The organism is Variovorax sp. 160MFSha2.1, from assembly GCF_048305075.1.
In the GTDB taxonomy this organism is placed as follows: Bacteria; Pseudomonadota; Gammaproteobacteria; order Burkholderiales; family Burkholderiaceae_C; genus Variovorax; species Variovorax guangxiensis.
In genome coordinates, this window is sequence record NZ_CP157624.1 from 1,268,845 (window position 1) to 1,294,501 (window position 25,657).

The 25,657-nt window shown below is 69.5% G+C and carries 19 protein-coding genes; 12 read left to right on the top strand and 7 right to left on the bottom strand.

Going from position 1 to position 25,657, the window contains the following annotated elements; all coding sequences use genetic code 11:
- Positions 1 to 88: 88 nt before the first annotated feature.
- Both ABL838_RS05520 and ABL838_RS05525 read left to right on the top strand, forming a co-directional pair.
- Positions 89 to 532 carry a hypothetical protein gene (locus ABL838_RS05520; RefSeq protein ID WP_184634899.1) on the top strand — a complete coding sequence of 148 codons (444 nt, stop codon included), beginning with the start codon at positions 89 to 91 and terminating at the stop codon, positions 530 to 532.
- A 63-nt stretch (positions 533 to 595) separates the two neighbouring features.
- Complete coding sequence (locus ABL838_RS05525) at positions 596 to 988, top strand: carboxymuconolactone decarboxylase family protein (RefSeq protein WP_418124593.1); 393 nt, start codon at positions 596 to 598, stop codon at positions 986 to 988.
- Positions 989 to 1,006: 18 nt separating this feature from the next.
- Here the strand turns inward: ABL838_RS05525 and putA are convergent, their stop codons facing one another.
- The gene (gene putA / locus ABL838_RS05530; protein ID WP_418124595.1) at positions 1,007 to 4,723 is read right to left on the bottom strand and encodes a trifunctional transcriptional regulator/proline dehydrogenase/L-glutamate gamma-semialdehyde dehydrogenase; all 3,717 of its coding nucleotides are present in this window, start codon (positions 4,721 to 4,723) and stop codon (positions 1,007 to 1,009) included.
- A 176-nt stretch (positions 4,724 to 4,899) separates the two neighbouring features.
- On the opposite strand from putA, the gene ABL838_RS05535 reads away from it, so the two are divergent.
- The 3 genes from ABL838_RS05535 to ABL838_RS05545 all read left to right on the top strand — a co-directional run bounded on the left by ABL838_RS05535 (position 4,900) and on the right by ABL838_RS05545 (position 7,190).
- Positions 4,900 to 5,979 (top strand): hypothetical protein, encoded by a 1,080-nt coding sequence (locus tag ABL838_RS05535; protein ID WP_418124597.1) that lies wholly within the window; start codon positions 4,900 to 4,902, stop codon positions 5,977 to 5,979.
- Positions 5,980 to 6,066: 87 nt separating this feature from the next.
- Positions 6,067 to 6,651 carry a helix-turn-helix domain-containing protein gene (locus tag ABL838_RS05540; RefSeq protein WP_418124598.1) on the top strand — a complete coding sequence of 195 codons (585 nt, stop codon included), beginning with the start codon at positions 6,067 to 6,069 and terminating at the stop codon, positions 6,649 to 6,651.
- A complete protein-coding gene (locus ABL838_RS05545) occupies positions 6,648 to 7,190 on the top strand; it encodes an N-acetyltransferase family protein (RefSeq protein WP_418124600.1) in 543 nt (180 codons plus the stop codon). Before ABL838_RS05540 ends, ABL838_RS05545 begins: the two co-directional genes overlap by 4 nt.
- A gap of 40 nt (positions 7,191 to 7,230) precedes the next feature.
- Here ABL838_RS05545 and ABL838_RS05550 read toward each other — a convergent pair whose 3' ends face one another.
- Together ABL838_RS05550 and ABL838_RS05555 are read right to left on the bottom strand one after the other, a co-directional pair.
- The gene (locus ABL838_RS05550) at positions 7,231 to 8,379 is read right to left on the bottom strand and encodes an NADH:flavin oxidoreductase/NADH oxidase (protein ID WP_418124602.1); all 1,149 of its coding nucleotides are present in this window, start codon (positions 8,377 to 8,379) and stop codon (positions 7,231 to 7,233) included.
- Complete coding sequence (locus ABL838_RS05555) at positions 8,376 to 9,356, bottom strand: DMT family transporter (protein WP_418124604.1); 981 nt, start codon at positions 9,354 to 9,356, stop codon at positions 8,376 to 8,378. The genes ABL838_RS05550 and ABL838_RS05555 overlap by 4 nt, the downstream gene beginning before the upstream one ends.
- Positions 9,357 to 9,497: 141 nt before the next feature.
- Here ABL838_RS05555 and ABL838_RS05560 point away from each other — a divergent pair, with 141 nt between their 5' ends.
- The 4 genes from ABL838_RS05560 (at position 9,498) to ABL838_RS05575 (ending at position 17,352) form a co-directional block, all read left to right on the top strand.
- Positions 9,498 to 10,385, top strand: a complete 888-nt coding sequence (locus tag ABL838_RS05560; RefSeq protein WP_418124605.1) for a LysR family transcriptional regulator — start codon at positions 9,498 to 9,500, stop codon at positions 10,383 to 10,385.
- Between the two features lie 162 nt (positions 10,386 to 10,547).
- Positions 10,548 to 15,311 (top strand): CapA family protein, encoded by a 4,764-nt coding sequence (locus ABL838_RS05565; protein WP_418124606.1) that lies wholly within the window; start codon positions 10,548 to 10,550, stop codon positions 15,309 to 15,311.
- Positions 15,308 to 16,246: an alpha/beta hydrolase family protein gene (locus ABL838_RS05570; protein ID WP_418124608.1), complete on the top strand. Its 939-nt coding sequence runs from the start codon at positions 15,308 to 15,310 to the stop codon at positions 16,244 to 16,246. Before ABL838_RS05565 ends, ABL838_RS05570 begins: the two co-directional genes overlap by 4 nt.
- Positions 16,247 to 16,257: 11 nt before the next feature.
- Entirely contained in the window at positions 16,258 to 17,352 is a 1,095-nt protein-coding gene (locus tag ABL838_RS05575; RefSeq protein WP_418124609.1) for an aldose epimerase family protein, read from the top strand.
- Between the two features lie 33 nt (positions 17,353 to 17,385).
- Here ABL838_RS05575 and ABL838_RS05580 read toward each other — a convergent pair whose 3' ends face one another.
- The 3 genes from ABL838_RS05580 to ABL838_RS05590 all read right to left on the bottom strand — a co-directional run bounded on the left by ABL838_RS05580 (position 17,386) and on the right by ABL838_RS05590 (position 20,884).
- On the bottom strand, positions 17,386 to 18,465 hold the full coding sequence (locus ABL838_RS05580; protein WP_418124610.1) for a hypothetical protein: 1,080 nt from the start codon (positions 18,463 to 18,465) through the stop codon (positions 17,386 to 17,388).
- A gap of 286 nt (positions 18,466 to 18,751) precedes the next feature.
- Positions 18,752 to 19,879 carry a 3-deoxy-7-phosphoheptulonate synthase gene (locus ABL838_RS05585; RefSeq protein WP_221297369.1) on the bottom strand — a complete coding sequence of 376 codons (1,128 nt, stop codon included), beginning with the start codon at positions 19,877 to 19,879 and terminating at the stop codon, positions 18,752 to 18,754.
- 72 nt (positions 19,880 to 19,951) lie between these two features.
- The gene (locus ABL838_RS05590; protein WP_418124611.1) at positions 19,952 to 20,884 is read right to left on the bottom strand and encodes an SMP-30/gluconolactonase/LRE family protein; all 933 of its coding nucleotides are present in this window, start codon (positions 20,882 to 20,884) and stop codon (positions 19,952 to 19,954) included.
- A gap of 116 nt (positions 20,885 to 21,000) precedes the next feature.
- Here ABL838_RS05590 and ABL838_RS05595 point away from each other — a divergent pair, with 116 nt between their 5' ends.
- Positions 21,001 to 21,801, top strand: a complete 801-nt coding sequence (locus ABL838_RS05595; RefSeq protein ID WP_126025640.1) for an SDR family NAD(P)-dependent oxidoreductase — start codon at positions 21,001 to 21,003, stop codon at positions 21,799 to 21,801.
- 140 nt (positions 21,802 to 21,941) lie between these two features.
- Here ABL838_RS05595 and ABL838_RS05600 read toward each other — a convergent pair whose 3' ends face one another.
- The gene (locus tag ABL838_RS05600) at positions 21,942 to 22,907 is read right to left on the bottom strand and encodes a LysR family transcriptional regulator (RefSeq protein ID WP_126025641.1); all 966 of its coding nucleotides are present in this window, start codon (positions 22,905 to 22,907) and stop codon (positions 21,942 to 21,944) included.
- A gap of 148 nt (positions 22,908 to 23,055) precedes the next feature.
- Here ABL838_RS05600 and ABL838_RS05605 point away from each other — a divergent pair, with 148 nt between their 5' ends.
- On the top strand, positions 23,056 to 24,510 hold the full coding sequence (locus ABL838_RS05605; RefSeq protein WP_418124612.1) for an aldehyde dehydrogenase family protein: 1,455 nt from the start codon (positions 23,056 to 23,058) through the stop codon (positions 24,508 to 24,510).
- An 82-nt stretch (positions 24,511 to 24,592) separates the two neighbouring features.
- Complete coding sequence (locus ABL838_RS05610) at positions 24,593 to 25,558, top strand: ABC transporter substrate-binding protein (RefSeq protein ID WP_184634929.1); 966 nt, start codon at positions 24,593 to 24,595, stop codon at positions 25,556 to 25,558.
- Positions 25,559 to 25,657: the final 99 nt, after the last annotated feature.

A 25,657-nucleotide genomic window follows, 5' to 3' on the forward strand; every position in this document is an offset into this window, starting at 1 on the left:
CCGCCGCCGAGTACGGCAGCGCCTGAACCCCCGGCCCGAAGCAGGCCGGGGCTCATCGGCAGAAAAAGAATGACAGCAGGAGACAACCATGCTCGTCGTGAAGAGGAAAGAAGAGAAGGCGCCCGCTGCATCGATGGAGTTCTTCCAGCCCGAGCAGTGGCTGCATCTGCTCGAGCAGATGGACATCATCCTGGCGACCGTGCAGGGCGACGACTCCAACCCCATCCTGCGCCGTTTCGGCCCGCGCAGGCGCAACGCCATCGTGCGTCGCCTGATGCTGGAGCGCAGCCGCCTCGTCAAGGAGATGGAAGCCTTCGGCCAGGAAGCGCTGCTGAACTTCGCGCGGAACAACTCGCTGGCCGGCGCGCCGCCATCGCGCCGCCACCTGGACGTCGAGTTCAGGCTGCTCGGCGAGGCCTTCGACCAATGCTCGAAAGACCTCTCGCCCGACAAGCAGGCCGCGCTGAGAAAGTGGCTGCTCGCGCGCTCGCACATGCACCAGGAGCATGCCCGGTTCCTGCAGACTTACTGACGGGCAGGGCGCGGTGAAGGCTGGTACCGTTGCCGGTAACGCATCCACCATCAGGAGCCTTGCATGAAACCCCAGCCCATCGAATACGCGGCCGCTTCGGAAGAAGTGCGCGCCGTCTTCGACGACATCAGGACCACGCGCAACGTGCCCGACGTCAACAACTTCTGGAAGTACCTCGCCAACGACCCCGCCACGCTCCGGCGCACCTGGAGCAGCCTGAAGGAGGTGATGGCGCCCGGCGCGCTCGACCCGGTGGTGAAGGAGATGGTCTACCTCGCCGTGAGCGTCACCAACGGCTGCGGCTACTGCACCGCGAGCCACCACGCCGGCGCGGAGAAGGCCGGCATGACGCCCGCGATGTTCGCCGAGCTCATGGCCGTGGTCGGCATGGCCAACGAGACCAACCGACTCGTCAACGGCTACCGCGTGCCGATCGACCCCGCGTTCGACAAATAGCTGGCCGGCCGGGAGCGCTCAGCCGATCGTCATCAGGCTCGCGTTGCCGCCCGCCGCCGCGGTGTTGGTGCTGATCGCGCGCTCCACCACCAGGCTTTCGAGCGGAATGCGCGCCTCTCCGGGCGCGAAGCCGCGCACGCCGACGATGGGGCCCGGCCGCGCGGCGATGCGCCGCATCACTTCCGAGAGCCCCTGCGCATCGCCGTGATGCAGCGCGGCGTCGAACGCCACCGTGTCCGACGACCAGTCGCTCGCGATGGCCACGTTCTGCTGCACCTCGGCCGGCAGCGATGCGCGCAGGCTTTGCGCCGCCGCATCAGCGGGCCATATCGCGCCACTGCCCACCGCGAGCACGGCGGCGAGCTGCGTCAGCCGGTCTTCTTCCGCATCGGCCAGGCACAGCACCGCCTCGCGCGGCTCCAGCCTGTAGACGTTGCGCTCGCCTGTAGGCCCGGCCAGCGTGCGCGAGCTGCCCGAGCGCGACTGCGCCGCGAAGAGCGCGCACTGCGCCGACAGCGCGGGCCGGCCGGTCGCATCGGCCCAGCGGGCCAGCGCCGACAGCGCCGGATGCGAAGCCGGCGCGGCGTCTGCCACCGCGCGCGCCATCGCGTCGTCAGGCCGCGCCGACAGCATGCGCAGCATGTACAGCGGCCCGCCCGCCTTCGGCCCCGTGCCCGACAGGCCCTCGCCGCCGAAGGGCTGCACGCCCACCACCGCGCCCACGATGTTGCGGTTCACGTAGACGTTGCCCGCCTTCGCGTTCTCCACGACCTGCGCGATGGTCTCGTCGATGCGCGTGTGCACGCCCAGCGTCAGTCCGTAGCCGGTGCCGTTGACCTGCCCGACCAGCGCGCCGAGGTCGCGGCGGCGAAAGCGCACGAGGTGCAGCACCGGGCCGAACACTTCGCGCTGCAGCTCGGCGATGCCGTCGAGCTCGATCAGCGTGGGTGTCACGAAGGTGCCGTGGCGGGTGTCGTCGCCATGCCCGCGGGCCTGGCGGAACACGGCATGGCCACGCGCGCGCATCGCCTCGACGTGGCGCTCGATGCCGTCGCGCGCCTCGGCGTCGATCACCGGGCCCACGTCCACCGAGAGGCGGGCCGGGTTGCCGATGGCGGCCTCGGCCATCGCGCCCTTGAGCATCGCGACCACGCGGTCAGCCGCTTCTTCCTGCACGCAGAGCACGCGCAGCGCGGAGCAGCGCTGGCCGGCGCTGTCGAAGGCCGAAGCCATCACGTCGGCCACCACCTGTTCAACCAGCGCGGAGGAGTCGACGATCATCGCGTTCTGCCCGCCGGTCTCGGCAATGAGCGGTACCGGCGCGCCGTGCGCGCCCAGGCGCTGCGACAGCGTCTTCTGCAGGATGCGCGCGACCTCGGTGGAGCCGGTGAACATCACGCCCTGCACGCGCGCATCGGCCACCAGCGCGGCACCCACCGTCTCGCCACGGCCGGGCAGCAGCTGCACCGCCGCGCGGGGAATGCCGGCCTCCCACAGCACGCGCACCGCCTCTGCCGCGACCAGCGGCGTCTGCTCGGCCGGCTTGGCCAGCACCGGGTTGCCGGCCGCGAGCGCGGCCGCCACCTGGCCGGTGAAGATCGCCAGCGGAAAGTTCCACGGGCTGATGCAGGCCATGGGGCCTAGCGCGCGGTGCGTGTCGTTGGAGAAATCGCTGCGCGCCTGCGCCGCGTAGTAGCGCAGGAAGTCCACCGCCTCGCGCACCTCCGCGATGGCGTTGGCGTACGTCTTTCCGGCCTCGCGCGTCAGCAGGCCGAGCAGGCGGGGCATGCCCTGTTCGAGCTTTTCGGCGGCGCGTTCGAGCAGCGCTGCGCGTTCGGCGGATGGCGTGGCGGCCCATGCCGGCGCGAAGGCATGGGCCTGCGCGATGGCCGATTCGACATCGGCGAGCGTGGCTTCCTGGACCTGCCCGACGATGTCGCGATGGTCGGCGGGGTTCAGCACGTTCGCCGTCTCGCCGTTGGGCGCGGCCTCGGCCAGCATCGGCGCCGCACGCCAGTGGTCGGACGCGCTTTCGCCCAGCACTTTGCCCAGCACGCGCAGGCTGTCGTCGCTCGCGAGATCGAGGCCGCGCGAGTTGGCGCGCTGCGTTCCGTACAAGGCCGCCGGCAGCGGGATGGCCGGATGCGGCAGGCCTGCCATGCCTTCCTGTACCGCCATGTGCTCCACCGTCGCGACCGGGTCTTCCACCAGCACGTCGAGCGGAATCGTCGGGTCCGCGATGCGGTTCACGAAGGAGGTGTTCGCGCCGTTCTCCAGCAGCCGGCGCACCAGGTACGCCAGCAGTGTCTCGTGCGTGCCCACCGGCGCGTAGATGCGGCAGGGCCGCGCGAGCGGTCCCACCACCTGCTCGTACAGCGGCTCGCCCATGCCGTGCAGGCACTGGAACTCGTACTGCCCCGGCTCGTAGCGCGACGGATCCGCCATCGTGTAGATGGCCGCCAGCGTGTGCGCGTTGTGCGTGGCGAACTGCGGGTACACCGCCTCGGGCGCATCGAGCAGCTTGCGCGCGCAGGCGAGGTACGACACGTCTGTGTAGGCCTTGCGCGTGTAGACCGGGTAGCCGTCGAGCCCGTCGAGCTGCGCGCGCTTGATTTCGCTGTCCCAGTAGGCGCCCTTCACCAGCCGCACCATCAGCCGGTGGCCGCTGCGCCGCGCGAGGTCGATCACGAAGTCGATCACGAAGGGGCAGCGCTTCTGGTAGGCCTGCACCACGAAGCCGATGCCGTTCCAGCCCGCGAGTTCGGGCTCGAAGCACAGGCGCTCCAGCAGGTCGAGCGAGAGCTCCAGCCGGTCGGCTTCCTCCGCGTCAATGTTCAGGCCGATGTCGTGCTGCCGCGCCAGCAGCGCGAGTTCGCGCAGCACCGGGTACAGCTCGGCCATCACGCGCGAATGCTGCGCGCGGCTGTAGCGCGGGTGCAGCGCCGAGAGCTTGATGGAAATGCCCGGCCCCTCGTACACGCCGCGCCGCGCCGACGCCTTGCCGATGGCGTGTATGGCCTCTTCGTACGCGGTGCGGTAGCGCTTCGCGTCCTCCATGGTCAGTGCCGCTTCGCCGAGCATGTCGTACGAATAGCGAAAGCCCTGCGCCTCCAGCTCGCGCGCGTTGGCGAGCGCCTGCGCGATGGTCTCCCCGGTGACGAACTGCTCGCCCATCATCCGCATCGCCATGTCCACGCCCTTGCGGATCAGCGGCTCGCCGCCCTTGCCGATTAGGCGCGTGAGCACCGTCGACAGGCTGGTCTCGCTGTGCGTGGCCACCAGCTTGCCGGTGAGCAGCAGGCCCCAGGTCGCGGCGTTGACGAACACCGAGGGGCTGCGGCCCGCGTGCGACTGCCACTGGCCGTGCGCGATCTTGTCGCGTATGAGCGCGTCGCGCGTGCCCGCATCGGGAATGCGCAGCAGCGCCTCGGCCAGGCACATCAGCGCCACGCCTTCCTGCGACGACAGCGCGTATTCCTGCAGCAGGCCCTGCACGAGGCCGGCGCGGCCGGTCGCGCTCCTGCGGTCGCGCAGCTGCCGGGCGATGCGCATGGCGAGCGCCTGTGCCTCCTCCGCCTGATCGTCTGGCAACCGGGCCTGCGCGAGCAACGGCGGCAGTGCCTGCGGCTCGGGGCGGCGGCAGGCCGTGGTGATGCGGGCGTGCAGCGGCGAAGGCGCGGATGGCAGTCCGTCGGCGAACGCCTGGAAAGAGGAGGGCAGGGGGTCTGGGTTCATGGCGGTTCGTGGTGGGATTTGTTGGATGATCCGCGCCCCGTTGCCGAATTTGTGTTCGAAGAGCGGCGCTTCGGTAGAGCAAATCGCTATGTAAAGCAGCAGGCAAGTCAGCTTCGCCGGATGTGGCAGGCAGAGAATCCGCTTCAATTCCGTTCCATCCCGGGAGTCGCACGAACATGCCCAGCTACAGATGGTTCCTTTCCTTGGCCCTCGCCGCCGCGTACATCGCGCCATGGCCGGCTCATGCGGCAACGGCCGATGCCTCTGCCTGCATGAACTCGGCGGCCGCGGACTGCTTGCGCAGCTTCACGCCGCCAGGGGCCGGCGGCGCGCTTCACTTCTACTCGTCGCTCGACCCCGACGCACCGGCGACCGCCGGGCCGACCAGAGCGCTGATCGCCATGCACGGGCACTCGCGCGATGCCAACAAGACATTCGAGGCCGCGCTGCGCACCCTGCGCAACGCCGATGCGCTCGGCGACACGCTGGTGATCGCGCCGCTCTTCCAGGTCGCGGCCGACAAGGCGGTGGCCGGCCGCTGCAACAACCTGGGCGTGCCGGTCGCGCAGCCCGGCGACCTGCTGTGGACCTGCGGCTCCTGGCTCGAAGGCGCGCGCTCGGCATCGGGCAATCGCGTCGGGTCCTTCGCGGTGATGGATGCGCTGGTGGCCGACATCGCGCGGCGCTGGCCCAGCCTGCGCACCATCACCGTCGCGGGCTTCTCGGCCGGCGGGCAGTTCGTGCAGCGCTACATCGCCTTCACGCAGCACGACGGCAAGCCGGCCATGCGCTATGTGGTCGCCGACCCGAGCACCTGGCTCTACTTCGACCCGGTGCGCCCGCAGTTCTCGGCCGACGGTGCCTCCGTGACCGGCTTCTCCACGCCCGACACAGCCGCATGCCCGCAGATGAACCGCTGGAAGTACGGCACCGACGACCTGCCCACATGGCTGGGCCGTACCGCCGCGCAGGCGCGCCAGCAGTACGCGCAGGCCGACATCAGCTATCTGGAAGGCGCGCTGGACAGCAACGACGCCAAGGGCACCGCCTACCGCGTGCTCGACAAGTCCTGCGCGGCGCTCGCCCAAGGCTCGTTCCGCATGCAGCGCGGCCTGGCCTATGCGGAGTACGACCGCAAGCTGCTCGCGCCCGGCAAGCGCCGCGAGGTCGTGGTGGTGCCGGGATGCGCCCACGACGTGGCCTGCGTGTTTCCCTCCGAGGCCGCGCGCGCCGCGCTGGTCGGGCCGTCGCGCTGACCGGAGGAGTCTGCTGGCGGGCTTGACGCGATTTCCCTTATGGTGGATATTTCATCCAATATGAAGGAAACAAATGAGTCGGCCGAGATGGAAATCCCCTCCGGCCTCAACGACCGCATCGCCCAGCGCGTGCGCGACCTGCGCGCGGCGCGCGGCTTCTCGCTCGACGCCCTCGCCACGCACTGCGGCGTGAGCCGCTCGATGATCTCGCTCATCGAACGCGGCGAGAGCAGCCCCACCGCGGTGGTCCTGGAAAAACTTGCGACCGGCCTCGGCGTATCGCTGGCCTCGCTGTTCGAGGCGCCGGCCCCGGCTGCCGATCCGGTCTCGCGGCTGGCCGACCAGCTGCAGTGGCGCGATCCGCACTCCGGCTACCTGCGCAGGAACGTGTCGCCCGGCGGCGTCGCGTCGCCGATCCAGATCGTCGAGGTGGAGTTTCCGCCCGGCGCCCGCGTGGCTTACGAAACCTCGGCGCGCGAGCCGCTCATCCACCAGCAGGTGTGGGTGCTCGACGGCGTCATCGAACTCACCGTGGGCGACGAGCTGCACCGGCTCGCCACCGGCGACTGCCTGGCGATGGTGCTCGACCGCCCCACCAGCTTTCACAACCCCTCGCGCAAGAACACGCGCTATGCCGTCGTGATCGCGACCGCCCCTTCTTCCTGGAGATGAACATGACGACCGTTTCCGCCGGGAGCACCCCGGCCGTCCGCCTGCTGGACACCGTTTCCGAAGCGCAGCTGCGTGGCCTTGCCGCCGTGCTGGCCGATTGCGTCGAGGGCGGCGCATCGGTGAGCTTCATGCAGCCGCTGACCGCGCAGCGCGCGCAGGCCTTCTGGCGTCGGGTGGCCGATGGCGTGGCGAGCGGCGAACGCGCGCTGCTGGTGGCGGAGGACGAGGAAGGCATCCTCGGCACGGTGCAGGTGGTGCTGGCGCAGCCCGAGAACCAGCCGCACCGCGGCGAGGTCGCCAAGATGCTCGTGCATCGACGCGCTCGCCGCCGGGGCATCGGCGCGCTGCTGATGAAGGCGGCCGAACGGGTAGCGCGCGAACGCGGCAAGACGCTCCTGGTGCTCGACACATCGAGTGCCGACGCCGAGCGGCTCTACGAGCGCTCGGGCTGGGTGCGTGTCGGATCGATTCCGGGCTTCGCGCTGCTGCCGCAGGGCGAGCCTTGCGACACCACCTTCTTCTATCGCGAGCTGAAGTGAAGGTCGGCGCGACGAGGGGCCGTTTCGCAACCGGCGCGGTCTAACGCGCGCCGAAGGCCGCGTTCTCGAACAGATCCTTGAACTCGCGCGGCTGCGAGCGCCAGTACTGGTGAGGCGCCTTCACCCGCGCGCCCAGTTCGGCAGCCGCATGCCAGGGCCAGCGCGGGTCGTAGAGGATCGCGCGCGCCAGCGACACCGCATCGGCCTGGCCGTTGGCGATGATGGCCTCCGCATGCGCGGGTTCGGTGATGAGCCCCACCGCGATGGTCGGCAGCCCGACCTCGGCCTTGATGCGTTCGGCGAACGGCACCTGGTAGCCCGCGCCCAGCGTGATCGCCTGCTGCGGCGACACGCCGCCGCTGGACACGTGGATGGCCGCGCAGCCGCGCTCCTGCAGCGCGCGCGAGAAGGCGACGGTGCTGTCGAGGTCCCATCCGCCGGGCACCCAGTCGCTGGCCGACACGCGCACCCACACCGGCCGGTCGGCGGGGAACACCTCGCGCACTGCATCGAACACCTCGAGCGGGAAGCGCAGGCGGTTCTCCAGGCTGCCGCCATATTCGTCCTCGCGATGGTTGGCGATGGGCGAGAGGAACTGGTGCAGCAGGTAGCCATGTGCCGCATGCAGCTCGATGCCGTCGATGCCAAGCCGCGCGGCGCGGCGCGCGGCGGCCACGAAGGCGTCGCGCACGCGGGCCAGCTCGGCGGCATCGAGCGCAATCGGCGTGTCTTCGCCGGGTGCATGCGGCACGGCCGAAGGAGCCCAGGCCTTCCAGCCGCCGGGTTCGCCGGGGCGAATCTGCTTGCCGCCCTCCCACGGTGCGCGGCTCGAAGCCTTGCGCCCCGCGTGGCCGAGCTGGATGGCGATCTTGATCGGCGAGTGCGCGCGCACCGCGTGGAGTACCTTCGCCAGGCCTTCCTCGTTGGCGTCGGAATAGAGCCCGAGGTCGCCGGGCGAAATGCGGCCGTCGGCCTCCACCGCCGTCGCCTCGATGATCAGCAGCCCGGCGCCGGAGAGCGCCAGGTGGCCCAGATGGATCAGGTGCCAGTCGCCCGGCGTGCCTTCGGTGGCGGAGTACTGGCACATCGGCGCGATGACGATGCGGTTGTCGATCCGCAGGGGGCCGAGCTGAAGGGGCTCGAAAAGATGGCTTCGGGGGCTGTCGCTGTCGCTGTCGCTGGTACTCATGAGGGTGTGGCTCCGCAGGTCCGGTAATTCTGCTGTGGAGGCACGATCGTTGCAGCCGCCGTGGCGGAAGCCTTGCGGCTCGATGCGGTATGGATCAGGAGCGCCGCGATCACCATCGCCATGCCGGCGGCCTCGCTCGTGGTGGGCAGCCGGCCCATGGCCGCGCTCATCAGCAGCGCGGAAACCGGAACGAAGTTGAGGAACGCCGTGCCCGTGACGGCGCCGAGCGCGCGCACGCCGTAGTTGAAAGCCAGCACCGAGATGGCCGAAGGCACCACGCCGACGAAGAGCAGCGCATGCCACGACAGGCGCAGCCCTTCCACGCTCGGCACCGCGGACCAGCCCAGCACCGAGGCGCCGACCGCCGCCGCCAGCAGCACGGGCCACGAGGCCAGCACCGTGAGCGCGGTGTACTCGATCACGTCGAGTTCCGGAAGGCGCGCAGCCCCGCGCGTGTACCAGACCCAGCCCAGCGTGCCGACGAAGGCGATCGCGTCGCCCATCAGCGTGCTCGCCCCGCCAGGGGAGCCCGCGCCGCCGGCCAGCAGCCCCGAGACGGTCGCCACGCCCAGCAGCGCCAGTGCGCTGGTCAGCAGGGTGGTGCGCGTGGGGCGCACGCCGTCGAGCAGCCAGCGCACGATCTGCGTGGTCATGGGCGTGGTGGCGATGATGACCGCGCCGTGCGAGGGCACCGAATGCGCCAGCCCCACCAGCAGCATGACGCTGAACACGCCGAAGCCCGCCGCGCCGCGAAGCGCAAGCGGCCCCGCATGCCGGCGCAGCTTGCGCCACGGGGCGGCGCCGCGCGGCAGTATCAGCAGCACGAAGAGCAGCGCCGACAGCGTGTAGCGGATCAGCGTGAACCACACCGGTTCGACATGGTGGAGCACGCCCTTGCTCACGAGGAACAGGGAGCCCCACCCGGAGGTGGCGAGCAGCAGCGCGGCGGTGCCGGCGATGCGTTGGCGACGGGACATGGGAAACCAGCCTTTTCTTTGCGATGGATCGATGCCCCAAGAATCGGGGCTGCGGTCCGCCATTGCCATTCGCATCTTTGGACAGGGGGCTCCAAAAAAGCGAACGGACGCATCGGGCGCCGGCGCTCACAATCGGCGGCCATGGAGCTCTACCAACTCAAGACCTTCGTCGCCATCGCCCGCGAGGGCAGCCTGACCCGTGCCGCCGAACGCGTGTTCACCAGCGCGCCGGCAGTCAGCGCCCAGCTCAGGGCGCTGGAAGACGAGCTCGGCGTGAAGCTGTTCGAGCGCACGCCGCGCGGCATGTCGCTTACCGAGGCCGGCGTGCGCCTGCTCGACGAAGCAGAGCGCACGCTGGCATCGGCCATGCGCATGCGCTCGGCGGCCGACCAGCTGCGCGGGGCGGCGCAGGGCGTGGTTCGCTTCGGCACGGTGGTCGATCCGGTCGCGCTGCGGCTGGGCGAGGTGCTGGTGACGCTGGCGCAGCGGCATCCGCAGGTGGCGCTGCAGCTGAGGCAGGGGTTGTCGTACCAGACGCTCTCGGCCGTGCAGCGCGGCGATCTCGACTGCGCCTACGTGCTCAGCGACGCGGAGCACATCGAGGGACTGGAGTTGCACCGCCTCGGCGCGGTCGACCTGGTCGTGGTGCTGCCGGCGTCGGTGGCCGAGGCGCATCCCGGCCTGTCGCTCGACGAGCTCACGAACCTGCCGTGGGTCGGCACGCCACCCTCGTGCGTCCTGCGCGTGCATCTCGAGAAGCTCTTCGCTGGCGCAGGCCGCGAATACCGCCAGGGCCGCACGGCCGATGACGAAAGCGCCATCCGCAGCATGGTCGCAAGCGGCATGGGCGCGGGGCTGATCCGGCTCGACCAGGCGCAGCAGGGCGAGCGCAACGGCGAGCTCGCGATCTGGAGCGGGTGGCGCTCGCACACCTGGCTGTGCTGGGTGGCGCCGGGCGGTGACCGGCGGGCAGTCGCGATCGAGGCGGTCGAGGCGGTGAAGAAGGCCGTGATGGAGGCCTGGGCCTGAGGCTGCGCCTCGTGCGGGGGCCGGCACGAGTGGGCATTGCCGGGCGGAGTTGCTGAGACTCCAGGCGGCAGCGCGTGGTCAGCCAGCGGTCAGGCCGCGCGCAAATTCCATGGATTGACGGGATGGCGGCCAGTGTCGCGGCCTGTCATGATTCGCGGCTGCATGAATCACGAGCCGAAGAATCCACTCGCAGATCTGTTGAACCGCGCCAGGCAGGCCCTGGCGGACCCGGCGGGCATGCTGCCTCCGGCGGCGCCGGTCACCGCCGAGGCGGGTTGCGTGGTCTTCTTCGCCATCGGCGAGGCCAGCAGCCGGGCCCGCGTGGCCTCGGGCCGGGGCTCGGACATCGAGGCCGCCTGGCGCGCCGCCGCCGATGCCGTCGCCGCGCAAGCCAGGCGCGGCGCGCAGCCTCCGCAGCGCCTTCGCGCGGAGATCGTCGACAAGGTCGTGCCGATGAGCTGGGGCGAGCTGAAGGCCAGGCTCGCGAAGACCAAGCGCAACTACTTCAACGAGGGAATCGCCTTCGACGCGCGCTTCGAGTTCGCCCTGCTCGCGCAGGAGATGCACGGCAGCGCCGTGCTCTACAACGGCGACGTGGACCATGCCGAGCCCAACACCGGCAACCTGCGGCTGCACACCAAGCGGCGCTTCGGCCGCGAGCTCGACTTTCCTTCCGACGACGCCGCGCCGGTGTGGTGCTTCACCACGCGGGCCGTGTACGTCGATGCCCAGGGCGCGTGGCCCGTCACCGCCGAGGGGCAGGCCGCGGGCTTTCGCGAACTGAGCGACTGGAACGCGCAGCAGGTTCATGCGCTGATCGACGACGCGGGCAACTACCTCGCCGCGCAGGTCAAGCCCACGGGCGAGTTCCACTACGGCTGGTTCCCCTGCTTCGACCGCACCATCCCCACCTACAACACGCTGCGCCATGCGAGCTCGACCTACGCGATGCTGGAGGCCTGGGAGCTCACGCGCAACGACACGCTGAAGGCGGCCATCGACCGCTCGCTGGCCTTCCTCGCCGGCACGCTGATCCGTCCGGCCAACCTGCCCGACGGCACGCGCGCGGCCTACCTGCTGGACATCGGCAGCGAGATCAAGCTCGGCGGCAATGCCGTGTGCCTGCTCGCGCTGGTCAAGTACACCGAGCTCACCGGCGACGAACAATACCTGCCGCTGCTGGAGCAGCTCGCGCTGGGCATCCGCCACATGCAGGACCCGGAGACCGGCAGCTTCGTGCACGTGCTCAATGCGCCCGCGCTCGACGTGAAGGACAAGTTCCGCGTCATCTACTACGACGGAGAGGCCGCCTTCGGGCTGATGCGCCTGTACGGCCTCACACGCGACGCGCGCTGGCTCGCGGTGGTGGAGAAGGCCTTCGAGCACTTCATCGCCGCCGAGCACTGGCGCGCGCACGACCACTGGCTGAGTTACTGCGTCAACGAACTCACGCGCTACAGGCCCGAGCTGCGCTACTACCGGTTCGGCCTGCAGAACGTGGCCGGGTACCTCGACTTCGTGCTGGAGCGCATCACCACCTTCCCCACGCTGCTCGAACTGATGATGGCCGCGCGCGACATGGTGCTGCGGCTGGAGGCCGACCCCGAGCTGCGCCCACTGCTGGCCGGGCTCGACCGCGACAGGTTCGACCGTGCGCTCGAATACCGCGCGCGCTACCTCGCCAACGGCCATTTCTGGCCCGAGCTGGCGATGTTCTTCCGCAACCCGGCGCGCATCGCGGGCTCGTTCTTCATCAAGCACCACAGCTTCCGCGTGCGCATCGACGACGTGGAGCACTATCTCTCGGGCTACGTGGCCTACCACCGCATGCTGAAGGCTGGCGAGGCCGCGGCAGCGGCCGACGCTGGAGACAACAGCGCCACCGGCACCGTCGCATGGGGCGGCGACGTGAACCTCTCGCGCCGCCAGCACTACCGGCTGAAGGATCTCGGCGGCGCGCACAGGATGCTCGGCGACATCACCGCGTTGCGCGAAGCCGACCTCGGCATCGTGAACCTCGAATGCGTGGTCGCCACCGTCGGCGAGCAGGGCGTGGACAAGGGCGAGGCCGGCCCGTACTACTACCGCGCCCGCCCCGAGATGCTCGCGGTGCTGACCGAGGCCGGCATCGGCATGGTCGCCACCGCCAACAACCACAGCGGCGACTACGGCCCCGAGGCGCTGATGGAACAGCAGGCCCTGCTGCAGGCCGCGGGCATCGCCCACGCCGGCACCGGCCGCACGCTGGAGGCCGCGTTGCGCCCGGCCTTCCGCCGCGCGGGCGGCGTGCGCGTGGCGCTGTTCTCGCTCGACGCCACGCAGCCGAGCTTCGCCGCCACAGCCGCCAGCGCGGGCGCCGCCTGGCTGCCGCTCGAAGACCCCGCCGCATGGATCGCCACGCTCGCGCCGCGCATCGAGGCCGCGCGCCGCGAGGCCGACGTGGTGCTGGTTGCGGTGCACTGGGGCGCCAACCTCGAGACCGAGCCCACGCAGGCCGAGATCGCCGTCGGCCATGCCATCGTCGATGCGGGCGCGGACGCGGTGCTGGGCACTTCGGCGCACGTGCTGCAGGGCATCGAGACGTACAAGGGCAGGCCCATCCTGCACGACGCCGGCGACCTGCTGTTCGACTCGGTGCGCAACGACCTCGGGGATTCCGGCGTCTTCACGCTGAAGCTGAGCCCGCGCGGCGTGGAGGAGGTGGTGTTCACGCCCGTGGGCGTGGGCTTCGGCTTCTCGCGCCAGCTCGAAGGCGATGAAGCGCGGGCATCGAGCGAACGCTTCACCGCGCAATGCAGCGCGCTCGGCACGCGGATGAGCCCGCTGCCGGGAGGCCGCTGCGCGGTGCGCCTGTCGCCGCCCGCGCGGCCCGCGTTCCATGCGGACCCGTCCGGCGCCGGCGTCCAGGACTTCCGGCCCGCTCGCGCCATTGCGCCCCTGCCGACGCCGCGGCCTGAGTGGCTGGTGGACGAGGTGCCCAGGGAGGCGCGCATCGCGCCGCTGCAATTCGGCCCGCTGCGCCTCGTGGGGCTGCGCTGCGTGCCCAGGCAGATCGTCGGCCGGCGCATGCTGTGGGTCGAGTCTTTCTGGAGCATCGACGCGCCCGTCGCCGCCGACCTGCGCCTGCACTTCCGCGCCTTGCCGATGCGCAGCAAGCGCATGCCGCCATGGGGCGAGGGCATGGACCACGACCCCTGCGACTGGATGTGGCCCACCAGCCGCTGGGAGCCCGGGCGCATATACCGCGACCGCTACGGACTGCGTCCGCCGCGCGCCGGCCTGCTCGAAAGCGACGTGCTGCAGATCGAGGTGGCCGTGCGCGGCGAGTGGCCCGAACTGCCGCCCGCGCGGCGCCTCACGCTGTGGTGCGGCCTGCGCGTGCCGGATCTGCCCGTGCCGCTGCCTCAGCGCCCCGCGCCCGTGCTCTGGGCCGACCGGCCCGGCGCCGGCCCGAGCCCAGCGCCCGTGTGGACCGCCGACGAACTGCAGCGCGCCACCGGCGGGCGCTGGCTGGTCGAGCCGCCACCGGGCTGGTACGCCAACTCGGTGGTGCGAGGACCGGTGCACATGGGCGTGCTGCCGCAGCCCTCGCTCTTCGTCGCTTCCGACTACCGCACGCTGGCTGTGCACGAGAGCTACAGCAAGCCCAGCTCCGACAACTGGGACCGCCACCTGGAGCTGCCCCGCCTGCAGATGGCGTTGGCCGGGGCCGTGGTCGCGCACACGGTGGAAGGGCTCGATGCGGCCTTCCCGCTGCTGCAGGCCGACGACCCCATCCGCGCGATGCTCGCCATGGGCGAGGCTGCGCGGGAGCGTTTCAAGGGCCTGGTGGTGGGCGTGACCGGCACCGTGGGCAAGTCGTCCACCATCGCGATGCTGCGCGACCTGCTGCCCGAGCGAGCGCGCGTGCACACCACCGTCTACAACTACAACTCGCGCGTCGGCGTGCCCGCCACGCTCGCGAACCTCGGGCCGGACACCGACGTGTGCATCCTCGAGATGGCGCAGAGCGGCCTGTGGATGGACCGCGGCCCCATCTCGCTGATGGCCCGGCCGCACGTGGCCATCCTCACCGAGGTGGGGCTGTCGCAGACCCGGCAGGCTCCGACGCTGGAGCTCACGGCCGCCTACAAGTCGCGCATCTTCCTCGGGCTGGAGCCGGGCGGCGTGGCGATCGTGCCCGACCACATTCCCTGCCTGCGCCAGGTGGTGGACATGGCCGCGCTCACGGCCGGCGCGATCTGGGTGGTGGGCAGCGGGCCCGACGCCAATGTGCGGCTGATCGAGACCCGCCCCGAACCCGGCGGCGGCTGCCGCGTGCGCGTCGCCGCGCCGGGAGGCACCTTCGAATACCTCTTTCCGGTCGAGAGCGCGGGGCTGGTGCGCAATTCGCTGCTCGCGTTCGCGGCGCTGCTGGCCATGGGCTTCGACGGTGAGGCCGCCTGCGCGCGCATGCCGCGGGTGCGGCTGCCGGCATCGGTGATGCAGGTGCGTGCACTGCGTACGCAGGCCGGCGTGCAGGCCACGCTGATCGACGACAGCTGGAACGCCGAGGTCATGTCGATGCGCAACGCCATGGAGTTCGTGCGCAACTGGCAGCGCGCCGACAGCGGCCCGGGCGTGCTGCGCAAGATCGGCGTGCTGGGGCGCATCGTCAACCTCGACAAGGACGCCGAGGCCATGCACCGCAGCCTGGCGGCGCCGCTGCTGGCCTCGGGCATCGAGCACCTGGTGACGCACGGCAACGAGATGCGCTGGCTGCGCGAGGAAGTGCCCCCCGAGCTGCTCGGGCCGCACTTCGACGACGCCGCGCAGCTCGCGGGCTACCTCGGCGGCTTCCTGCGAGACGGCGACCTCGTGCTGGTGAAGGGCGACCGCGACCGGTCGGATTTCGGCAGCATCCCGGGGCTGCTGCAACGGCTATGAAGCTGCTGCACACGCTTCGAAGACTGCGCTTCGTGCTGCTGCTCGTGGCGCTGGCGCAGACCGCCTGCGCGCAGCGCACCGGGCCCGACGTGCCCAGAGTCTTCGCCGCCGGCGCCGACGAGGTGCTGTACTGGAACCAGCCCGCCGACCGCGCCCGCTGCCCCGACCGCAACGGCTTCCTGTGGGTGCAGGCGGCCGAGGGGCCGTCGTGCATCCGCTACTTCGCGAGCGACGACATCGACGGCGCGCGCATCGCCATCGTGCAGTTCTCGGGCGACCGCGACGGCGTGATGGACCAGGCGCCCACGCGCATCCCCGGGAACACCGAGGAGCTGCGCACGCTCGACGCGCAGCGCAGCCGCGACCGCGCGGGCGTGCCGTGGATCTTCGTGGCACGGCCCGGCACGTACGGCTCCTCGGGCGATCACCGCAAGCGCCGCCAGCTTGTCGAGTTCCATGCGCTCGATGCCGCGCTCGACGCCCTCATGCAGCGCCACCGGCTGCAGCGCATCGTGATCGTCGGCCACAGCGGCGGCGCCACGGCCGGCGCCGCGCTGCTCACGCTGGGGCGCACGCGCGTCGCCTGCGCGGTGCTCACATCCGGTGCCTACGGCCTGCTGGAACGCGCGCGCATGCTGGGCCGCTCGAAGGACGGCCGCACCGACACCACCGGCAGCACGCAGTTCTACGACCCGCTCGACCACGTGAACGGCATCGTGCGCGACCCGGCGCGGCGCATCGTGCTCATCGGCAATCGCGAGGACAGGAACACGCCCTATGCGCTGCAGGAGCGCTTCGCCGATGCGGTAGCCAGGGCTGGCCACCGCATCGAGCTGCGCACCCACGCGGCCGAGCCGCCCGACTTTCACGACCTCAAGGACCGCATCGCGCTGCATACCGCGTCGCAGTGCGCACGCGAGGCACTCTTTCCCTGATCACCGCACACATGAGCAATCGAGAACAGAAAAGCAGCGTCGCATCGCGCGAGTACGGGCGCATGCCCGACGGCCGCGTGGTCACCGAGTACACCCTCGACAACGGACTCGGGCTGAGCCTGAGTGCCATCAACGTCGGCGGCATCGTCACCGCGCTGCGCGTGCCCGACCGGCACGGGCGCAGCGGCAACGTGGTGCTGGGCCTGCCCTCGCTGGCCGACTACCTGGGGCCGCATCCGCACCTCGGAACCATCGTCGGGCGCTACGCGAACCGCATCGCGGGCGGGCGTTTCACGCTCGATGGCAAGGCGTACCAGCTGGGCCTGAACAACGGCCCCAATTCATTGCACGGCGGCGCGACGGGCTTCGGCAAGCGCTACTGGGAGATCGTGCCGGTTCCGGCGGAGCAGGCGGGAAGCGACGCCATCGCCATCGAGCTGAGCTACACCAGCGCCGACGGCGAAGAGGGCTACCCCGGCGAAGTGCGGCTCACGCTGCGCTACACGCTGAGCACCAGCGCGAACACCTGGCGCATCGACTACAGCGCCATCGCCGACAAGCCCACCGTGCTCAACCTGAGCCACCACGACTACTTCAACCTCGCCGGCAGCGGCTCGGTGATGGACCACCGCCTGATGCTTGCCGCGAGCCGCTACTGCCCGGTCGACGCGACGCTGATTCCGCTGGGCACAGCCGACGTGACGGGAACTCCCTTCGACTTCCGCACCGCGACCCGCATCGGCGAGCGCATCCGCGAAGGCCACGAGCAGCTGATGCGGGCCCATGGCTACGACCACAACTGGGTGCTGGACCGTGCCGACACCGAGCAAGGCCTGGCGCTCGCGGCCCGGCTGGAGCACGAGGCTTCCGGCCGCGTGATGGAAGTGCACACCAGCGAGCCCGGCGTGCAGTTCTATTCGGGCAACTTCCTCGACGGCAGCCTCTTCGGCAGCGCGGGCGCCAGCCTGCGACAGGGAGACGGTCTGTGCCTGGAGACGCAGCATTTCCCCGATTCGCCGAACCGGCCGGAATTTCCGTCGACGGTACTGCGGCCCGGGGAGCGCTTCCACAGCGCGACGGAGCATCGGTTCTCACTGATGGGTTGATGCCGCTCCCGCGATCGCACATGCAATCGCAGGTCAATAGAGGCTGTAGTGGTAGTCGTAGCTGCGAAACCGCAGCTGCGGCTTTCGAGGCTCGTCGAAATGGAGCTGCAGCAGATTGCGCGGGTGGGCCGTGTCGACCAGCAGCTGTTCTTCGCTTTCGGGCGACGCGGCCTGCGAAAGAGCGAGGCGCTTGAACACGTGGGTCAAGGCCGCTTCGGCCGTCTGGGGCTGGTAGTCGTCGTCCAGCAGCAGCGCGGGCTCGGCGATGTGCTCCTGGTGCAGCCAGTACCAGACACCTTCGTTCGGCGTCGCGGGCTGCGCGCCGGGGTTGCCCTGGTCTCCGGCGCTGTTGGGCGGCTCGCCGGCGACCACGCCCTGCGGGTCCCAAGCGAGGGCACCCAGGCCGTCGCCGATCTCCGCGAATACGGCCACGCTGCGGTGGTAGCGCGCCAGGACCGAAGGCGGCAGCAGCGCGCCGAGGCCGCCGTTGCCGTCGCCGTATCCGCCAAGCCCGAGCAGCAGGCCTTCGGCCGTCTGCAGTCGATGGGGCTGCAGGAAGTACGAGTTGTCGATCCGGATGTCGGCTTCGGCAAGCAGCACGCGCAGCGGGGAAGGCAATGTGGTGCCGAGGCGGGCTTCGGCTTCGATCAGCGCGGCCTCGGCCTCGGCGTTAGTGCCGGCGGGCGGACGGGCGTTGCCGACCTCTACCAGCCCGGAGAGTTCGGCGAAGGCGCGGATGCGCTCGACCAGCGGCCTGGCGGTGTCGTAGAGAGGGTGGGAGATGCGGGCCATGTCGAGCACCGACCAGCGCCGCCTGAACGACGTGGCCTTGCCCTGGGCATCGACGTGCGATCCGCGCAGCTCGAGCCGACTCAAGTTCTCCGGCAGATCGAACACCACCGAAGGCCGTTTCTTCAGCCCTGGCAGCGTGGCCGTGTGCTCCAGCCTCGCGATGGCCTTGCCATCCGCCAGCACGTCGGCATTCACCTGCTCGCCGACCTGGAGCCATGGATGGATGCCTGCACGCCCCTTCGCCGCGTGCAGAAGCGGTGCGTCTCTCGCGAAGACTTTGGAAAGGAGATTGCCGATGTAAGAAGAAAGAAGCGCTGCCATGTTCGATGTGTGGATATCGCCGCCCGGGAGTCGATGCGCGGGTGCCGCGCAGCAGGACGCCGAGTATCGTTTCACGAAACTCCCGCACGCACTTCACCTCGACTTCACCGCGCGTGGGCACACTGCGTCCCGACAGCGGTTCGGCGCTGGTAGAGGCAAAAAAAGAGGGGGAGGGAAACCGCTCAGGGACCGCCTCGATGCCAGCCGCTGTCGCCATTCACCCGGCGTGTTCAAGGCCCTGCGGCCTTGAGCACCGCCACCACCCCAAGCTCCAAAGCTCCCGCCGTCAGGCCTTCGACGACAGGCGCCGCCGCGCCTTGACCGCGGACGCCAGCCCTTCGAGCACCGGCACCGTCTGCGCGAAGCCGATGCAGGCATCGGTGATCGACACGCCGTGCTTGAGCGGCACGCCGGGCTTCAGGTCCTGCCGTCCCTCTTCGAGGTGGCTTTCGATCATGATGCCCGTGATGCGCCGTTCGCCGCCCGCGATCTGCGCCGCCACGTCTTCGGCCACCACGATCTGGCGCTGGTGCTGCTTGCTGCTGTTGCCGTGCGAGACGTCGATCATCACCTGCGGGCGCAGGCCGTTGGCCAGCAGCGCCTCGCAGCTGGCGGCGACGTCGGCGGCCGAGTAGTTGGGCGCCTTGCCGCCGCGCAGGATCACGTGGCAGTCGTCGTTGCCGCGGGTCTCGAAGATCGCGGACATGCCCATCTTGGTCATGCCCATGAAAGCGTGCGGGGCGCGCGCGGCGAGGATGGCGTCGGCCGCGACCTTCACGCTGCCGTCGGTGCCGTTCTTGAAGCCCACGGGGCAACTCAGGCCCGAGGCCAGCTGACGGTGGCTCTGGCTCTCGGTGGTGCGCGCGCCGATGGCGCCCCAGGCGATCAGGTCGGCGATGAACTGCGGGCTCAGCAGGTCGAGGAACTCGGTGCCGGTCGGCAGGCCCAGCGTGGTCAGCTCCAGCAGCAGGCGGCGCGCGCGCTCCAGCCCTTCGTTGATCGCGAAGCTGCCGTCCAGGTGCGGGTCGTTGATGTAGCCCTTCCAGCCGACGGTGGTGCGCGGCTTCTCGAAGTAGGCGCGCATCACGATGAGCAGATCGTCCTGCAGCGAGTCTGCGACCTTCTTCAGGCGCTGCGCGTACTCGATGGCCTGGTCGTGGTCATGGATGGAGCAGGGGCCGACCACCACCACCAGCCGGTCGTCGCGATCGTGCAGCACGTCGGCGATCTCCGTACGGCTGCGCTCGACCAGCGCCAGCGTGTTGTCGCGCACCGGCACACGCTCCTGCAGCAGCGCGGGCGTGATGAGCGGACGGACCGCGCCGATGCGCACGTCGTCGATGCGGGTGGTGTCGAGCGTGCTGTCGCGGGAGCCGATTTCGGCGTCGTGGAGGGGGTCGTCGAGGCGGGGCATGGTCGTTGATGCAGTTTCCGGTGGATGCCTCGATTGTCCCCCCGTCGCGACGCCGGCCCTGCGGGGGGCTGCTCAGCCCGCGAACAGCGCGGCCGGCACGCCCGGGCTGTCGATGCGGACCCTGAAGAGCCCGCCTGCCAGCGGTTCGGCCGCCTCCTGCTCGGGCGTGAGGCCGTTGCGGGCGGTCGTGATGTAGAGCGTGCGCATGTCGGCGTCGCCGAAGGCGCAGTCGGTGACGTGGCTCGCGGGTATGGCGATGCGGCACAGCTCGGCCGCGCTCACCGGATCGTGGCAGGTGACGCAGGAGCCGCCCCAGTGCGCGATCCACAGGCGCCCGGCCGCGTCGGTGGTCATGCCGTCGGGCAGTCCGTCGGGTTTGGGAAAGCGATGCCACACGCGGCGGTTCGACACGGTGCCCGCTTCCATGTCGAAGTCGTAGGCGTACAGGTTGTTCAGCACCGTGTTGTTGAAGTACATGGTGCGGCCGTCGCCCGACCAGGTCGGGCCGTTGGTCACCTCGAAGCCGTCGTCGTGCTTCGTGCAGCGGCCGCCCGCGTCGTAGCGGTAGAGCGCGCCGGTGGGCGCCTTGCAGTCGAAGTCCATGCTGCCGGCCCAGAATCGGCCGCGCGCGTCGCACTTGCCGTCGTTGAAGCGGTTGCCGGTGCGTTCGGGCTCGGGCTGGTGCAGGTACTGCGGTTTGGTTTCGTCGCCGGGCGCGGTGGTGTCGAAGAGCGCGAAGCCGCGGCGCAGCGTGATGAAGAGGCCGGGTGCCGATGCGCGCTCGGCGATGGCGGTGATCTCCTCGTCGAAGTTCCAGGTGCGCTGCGCGCCGGTGGCCGGGTCGTAGCGGAAGAGGCGCGGCGTGAGGATGTCGATCCAGTACAGCGCCTGCTCGCGCTGCGACCACATGGTGCCTTCGCCGAGGTTGGCGCCTGCCGGCCAGATGCACTCGGCCTGGCCGATGACGGAAGGAGAGGGAACGGGGCTGCTTGTCTCTTTGCTCATTGGTCTTTCTTCTTTCCTGTTCGTGTCTGTCTTCTTGACGCGGCGGATCGTATCAAGGCATATTGATAACCGAAATCGAAAATCACGGCATCGATTGATATGCATATTGCAATGTCATGAGATGCCCACCCCGGAGACTTTTCTTGAATTCCCCCCAGCTTTCCATTCATCCCAGCCTCAAGGGCCGCACCGTGTTCGTCACCGGCGGAGGCAGCGGCATCGGCGCGGCCATCGTCGCCGCGTTCGCCGAACAGGGCGCGCGCGTGGCCTTCGTCGACATCGCCGAAAGTGCCAGCGCGGCGCTCGCACGGCAGATCGAAGAGGCCGGCCATGCCGCGCCGTGGTGGCGCGCCTGCGACGTGCGCGACATCGCCGCGCTGCAGAAAGCCATTGCCGATGCGGCGGCCGAGCTCGGCGACTTCGCGGTGCTGGTCAACAACGTGGCGAGCGATGACCGCCACACGCTCGAATCGGTCACGCCCGACTACTACGACAACCGCATGGCCATCAACGAGCGGCCCGCGCTCTTCGCGATCCAGTCGGTCGTTCCTGGCATGAAGCGCCTGGGCTTCGGCTCGGTGGTCAACCTCGGCTCCACCGGCTGGCAGACCAAGGGCTCGGGCTATCCCTGCTACGCGATCGCGAAGTCGTCGGTGAACGGTCTCACGCGCGGCCTGGCGGTGGATCTGGGCCGCGACCGCATCCGAATCAACACCGTCTCGCCCGGCTGGGTGATGACCGAGCGGCAAGTGAAGCTGTGGCTCGACGAGGAGGGCGAGCAGTCGCTCAAGCGCAACCAGTGCCTGCCCGACAAGCTGATGCCGGAAGACATCGCGCGCATGGTGCTGTTCCTGGCATCGGACGACGCGAAGATGTGCACGGCCCAGGAGTTCACCGTCGACGCCGGTTGGACCTGAATCCAACAGCCGAACGCAGAAGAAATACAAAAACTACGCAGAAGTCGCAGAAGAGACCGAAACCATTTTTTGGGTTTCCTTCTGCGACCTCTGCGAAACCTTCGCGCCCTCTGCGTCCGGCTGCCCGATCCCGTATTTCCTCAGTCGATCTCCATCTCCAGCTTGCGCCCGTAGACGCTGACGCTCGCCGTTTTCAGCGCCTTCATCATCACCTTCGCCGCCGGCGACGGCAGCCGGTCGGTGCGCGTGATGATGCCGAAGGCGTCCATGTGGCAGGGCATGTCCAGCGGCAGCAGCGACACGATGCCGTGCGAGGCGTAGTAGCGCGCCACGTCGGTCGCAAGCACCGCCACCATGTCGCTCTGCTGCAGCATGCGCGTGATGAAGAGCAGGGCCGAGCTCTCGATGGTGTTGGTCGGCGGCGCAAGGCCTTCCTCCTGGAACATCAGCTCGAAGCGGTGGCGCAGCACGCTGCCCGCGGGCGGCACGATCCAGCCGGCGCCCACCACGTCGCGCAGCGTGAGGCTGCTCACGCCCAGCAGCGGATGGCCGGGTCGTACCAGCGCGCACACGGGTTCCTCGCTGAGCGCCTCGTAGCGCAGCTGCGACTTGTCGTGCTCGGCGAAAAGGCGCGCCACCAGCATGTCGAGCTTGCCCTGCTCCAGCCGCTCGATCAGCACCGGGCTGGTCTCGATCTCCAGCGACACGCGCAGGTCGGGGTGTTCGCGCTTCACCATCGCCACCGCAGGCGGCATCAGCGTGAGGCCGGGAGCGGTGATGGCGCCCACGCTCACCTGGCCGAAGCGGCCGGCCTTCAGCGCGGTGAGCTCGTCGTGCGCCTGGTTCAGGCTCGCGAGCGCGACGCGGGCGTGGCGGATCATGGTCTCGCCGTACCAGGTTGGGCGCATGCCGCGCGGCAGGCGCTCGAACAGCGGCACCTCCAGCACGTCTTCCAGGTCCTTCAGCAGCTTGGAGGCGGCCGGCTGCGTCATGTTGAGCACCTGCGCCGCGCGGTGGATGTTGCCCTCCTCGGACAGCGCCACGAGCAGCAGCAGCTGCCGGGTCTTGAGGCGGGCGCGGATGAACCAGTGGTTGTAGTTGGTCATGGCTCCGGGCTTTAAACAAAGGACTGATCGGGTTTTCCAGAATCCGGCGATCGATATCCATTTTGCTTAAAAAACGATTGGATTGATATCAAATCTGTTTCTAGACTCCGGGCATTCCAAGAACAACAGAGACAAGGTCCAGGCCCCGGTGATCCACGGCGAGCTCCATCAGAACGTGCGGCAGTACATCAACGGCCGCTGGGAAACCAGCGCGACCACCGGTGTGAGCGCCAATCCTTCGGACACCAGCGAAGTGGTGGCCGAGTACGCACGTGCCGATCGCCGCCAGGCCGAGGCGGCCATCCGCGCCGCCACGGAAGCCTTTCCGCACTGGAGCCACAGCACGCCGCAGCGGCGCGCAGATGTGCTCGACCGCATCGGCACCGAGCTGCTCGCGCGCAAGGACGACCTGGGCATGCTGCTGGCGCGCGAGGAGGGCAAGACGCTGGTCGAGGCGGTGGCCGAAGTGGCGCGCGCCGGCCAGATATTCAAGTTCTTTGCCGGAGAAGCGCTGCGCGGCGGTGGCGGCGAAAACGTGGCCTCGGTGCGCGCGGGCGTGCAGGTCGACGTCACGCGCGAGCCGGTGGGCGTGGTGGGGCTCATCACGCCGTGGAACTCGCCTTTCGTGGTGCCCGCATGGAAGATCGCGCCCGCGCTGGCCCATGGCAACAGCGTGGTGTTCAAGCCGGCCGAACTGGTGTCGGGCTGCGGCTGGGCGCTGGCCGAGATCATCAGCCGCGCCGCATTGCCGGCGGGTGCCTTCAACCTCGTGATGGGCAGCGGCCGCGAAGCGGGGCAGGCGCTGGTCGACAGCCCGCTGGTCGATGCGCTGAGCTTCACGGGTTCGATGGCCAACGGCGAGCGCATCCTGCAGGTGGCGGCTGCGCGGCGCGCCAAGGTGCAGCTCGAGACGGGCGGCAAGAACGCGCTGGTGGTGCTGGCCGATGCCGACCTCGACCGCGCGGTCGATTGCGCGGTGCAGGGCGCGTATTTCTCCGCCGGCCAGCGCTGCACCGCGTCGAGCCGGCTCATCGTCGAGTCGGCGGTGCACGACGCCTTCGTGGCGAAGCTGCGCCAGCGCCTGAAGACGCTGAAGATCGGCCACGCGCTGGAACGCGGCGTGGACATCGGTCCGGTGGCCGACGAAGACCGCCTCGCGCAGGACCTCGCCTGGGTCGACACCGCACGCAAGGAGGGCGCCGAGCACGTCTGGGGCGGCGAGTTGCTGGAGCGCGCCACCGCCGGCCACTACATGAGCCCCGCGCTCTTCCTGGCGAAGCCTTCGCACCGCATCGCGCGCGAGGAGATCTTCGGCCCGCTGGCCTGCGTGCTGCGCGCCGACGACTACGACGAGGCGCTCGCGCTGTGCAACGACACGCCCTTCGGCCTGTGCGCGGGCATCTGCACCAATTCGCTGAAGCACGCGATGCATTTCAGGCGCCATGCCGTGGTCGGCATGACGATGGTCAATCTGCCGACCGCGGGGGTGGACTTTCACGTGCCCTTCGGCGGCCGCAAGGGGTCGGGCTACGGGCCGCGCGAACAAGGGCGCCACGCCGCGGAGTTCTACACGACGGTGAAGACCGGCTACATGCTGGCCTGAACCGGACGGGGTTCTTTTCAGTTTCGTTTTTCATCACCCACGCCAACCGGCATTCCTCGAATCATCAAGAAGGAGACATCCCATGACCATGAATCGCCGCACCCTCAATACCGCCCTGGCCGCCGCCGCGCTCGGCGGGCTTCTGCCCGCTTCCGTGCTCGCGCAGAAGAAGCTCGTGCTCGGCTTCGCGCAGGTGGGCGCCGAGAGCGAATGGCGTACCGCCAACACCGAGTCGATCAAGTCCTCGGCCAAGGAGGCGGGCATCGAGCTCAAGTTCTCCGACGCGCAGCAGAAGCAGGAAAACCAGATCAAGGCCATCCGCTCGTACATCGCGCAGAAGGTCGACGTGATCGCCTTCTCGCCGGTGGTCGAGTCCGGCTGGGAGACCGTTCTGCGCGAAGCCAAGGCCGCGAAGATCCCGGTGGTGCTGACCGACCGTTCCGTCAACACCAAGGACGACTCGCTCTACGTGACCTTCATGGGCTCCGACTTCACCGAGGAAGGCCGCAAGGCCGGCCGCTGGCTGGTGGAGAAGATGAAGGACCAGAAGGGCGACGTGAACATCGTCGAGCTGCAGGGCACCGTGGGCTCGGCACCGGCCATCGACCGCAAGAAGGGCTTCGAGGAAATCATCAAGGCCGACCCGAAGTTCAAGATCATCCGCTCGCAGACCGGCGACTTCACGCGCGCCAAGGGCAAGGAGGTGATGGAAGCCTTCCTGAAGGCCGACGGCAAGAAGATCAATGTGCTGTACGCGCACAACGACGACATGGCCATCGGCGCGATCCAGGCCATCGAGGAAGCCGGCCTGAAGCCCGCGAAGGACATCGTGATCATCTCCATCGACGGCGTGAAGGGCGCGTTCGAAGCCATGATCGCCGGCAAGCTCAACGTGTCGGTCGAGTGCAGCCCGCTGCTCGGGCCCCAGCTCATGCAGGCCGTGAAGGACATCAAGGACGGCAAGACGCTGCCCAAGCGCATCGTGACCGTCGAGAGCATCTTCCCGATGGAAGTCGCGGCCAAAGAATTCCCCAATCGGAAATATTGAGTACTCCCCCAGGCTTCGCGCACTTCGTGTCGCTTCGCCAACCCCCTCGCCGGGGGCAACACCTGCGGCCGGGCAAAGCCGGTTCCGCGGTGTTCCCCC

Coding starts and splice junctions, on each gene's coding strand:
- ABL838_RS05610 (WP_184634929.1), top strand. CDS start 24,593: ATGACCATGAATCGCCGCACCCTCAATACCGCCCTGGCCGCCGCCGCG.
- ABL838_RS05535 (WP_418124597.1), top strand. CDS start 4,900: ATGCCCAGCTACAGATGGTTCCTTTCCTTGGCCCTCGCCGCCGCGTAC.
- ABL838_RS05520 (WP_184634899.1), top strand. CDS start 89: ATGCTCGTCGTGAAGAGGAAAGAAGAGAAGGCGCCCGCTGCATCGATG.
- ABL838_RS05600 (WP_126025641.1), bottom strand. CDS start 22,907: ATGACCAACTACAACCACTGGTTCATCCGCGCCCGCCTCAAGACCCGG.
- ABL838_RS05585 (WP_221297369.1), bottom strand. CDS start 19,879: ATGCCCCGCCTCGACGACCCCCTCCACGACGCCGAAATCGGCTCCCGC.
- ABL838_RS05540 (WP_418124598.1), top strand. CDS start 6,067: ATGGAAATCCCCTCCGGCCTCAACGACCGCATCGCCCAGCGCGTGCGC.
- ABL838_RS05570 (WP_418124608.1), top strand. CDS start 15,308: ATGAAGCTGCTGCACACGCTTCGAAGACTGCGCTTCGTGCTGCTGCTC.
- ABL838_RS05560 (WP_418124605.1), top strand. CDS start 9,498: ATGGAGCTCTACCAACTCAAGACCTTCGTCGCCATCGCCCGCGAGGGC.
- ABL838_RS05525 (WP_418124593.1), top strand. CDS start 596: ATGAAACCCCAGCCCATCGAATACGCGGCCGCTTCGGAAGAAGTGCGC.
- ABL838_RS05545 (WP_418124600.1), top strand. CDS start 6,648: ATGAACATGACGACCGTTTCCGCCGGGAGCACCCCGGCCGTCCGCCTG.
- putA (WP_418124595.1), bottom strand. CDS start 4,723: ATGAACCCAGACCCCCTGCCCTCCTCTTTCCAGGCGTTCGCCGACGGA.
- ABL838_RS05555 (WP_418124604.1), bottom strand. CDS start 9,356: ATGTCCCGTCGCCAACGCATCGCCGGCACCGCCGCGCTGCTGCTCGCC.
- ABL838_RS05575 (WP_418124609.1), top strand. CDS start 16,258: ATGAGCAATCGAGAACAGAAAAGCAGCGTCGCATCGCGCGAGTACGGG.
- ABL838_RS05595 (WP_126025640.1), top strand. CDS start 21,001: ATGAGATGCCCACCCCGGAGACTTTTCTTGAATTCCCCCCAGCTTTCC.
- ABL838_RS05580 (WP_418124610.1), bottom strand. CDS start 18,465: ATGGCAGCGCTTCTTTCTTCTTACATCGGCAATCTCCTTTCCAAAGTC.
- ABL838_RS05590 (WP_418124611.1), bottom strand. CDS start 20,884: ATGAGCAAAGAGACAAGCAGCCCCGTTCCCTCTCCTTCCGTCATCGGC.
- ABL838_RS05565 (WP_418124606.1), top strand. CDS start 10,548: ATGAATCACGAGCCGAAGAATCCACTCGCAGATCTGTTGAACCGCGCC.
- ABL838_RS05550 (WP_418124602.1), bottom strand. CDS start 8,379: ATGAGTACCAGCGACAGCGACAGCGACAGCCCCCGAAGCCATCTTTTC.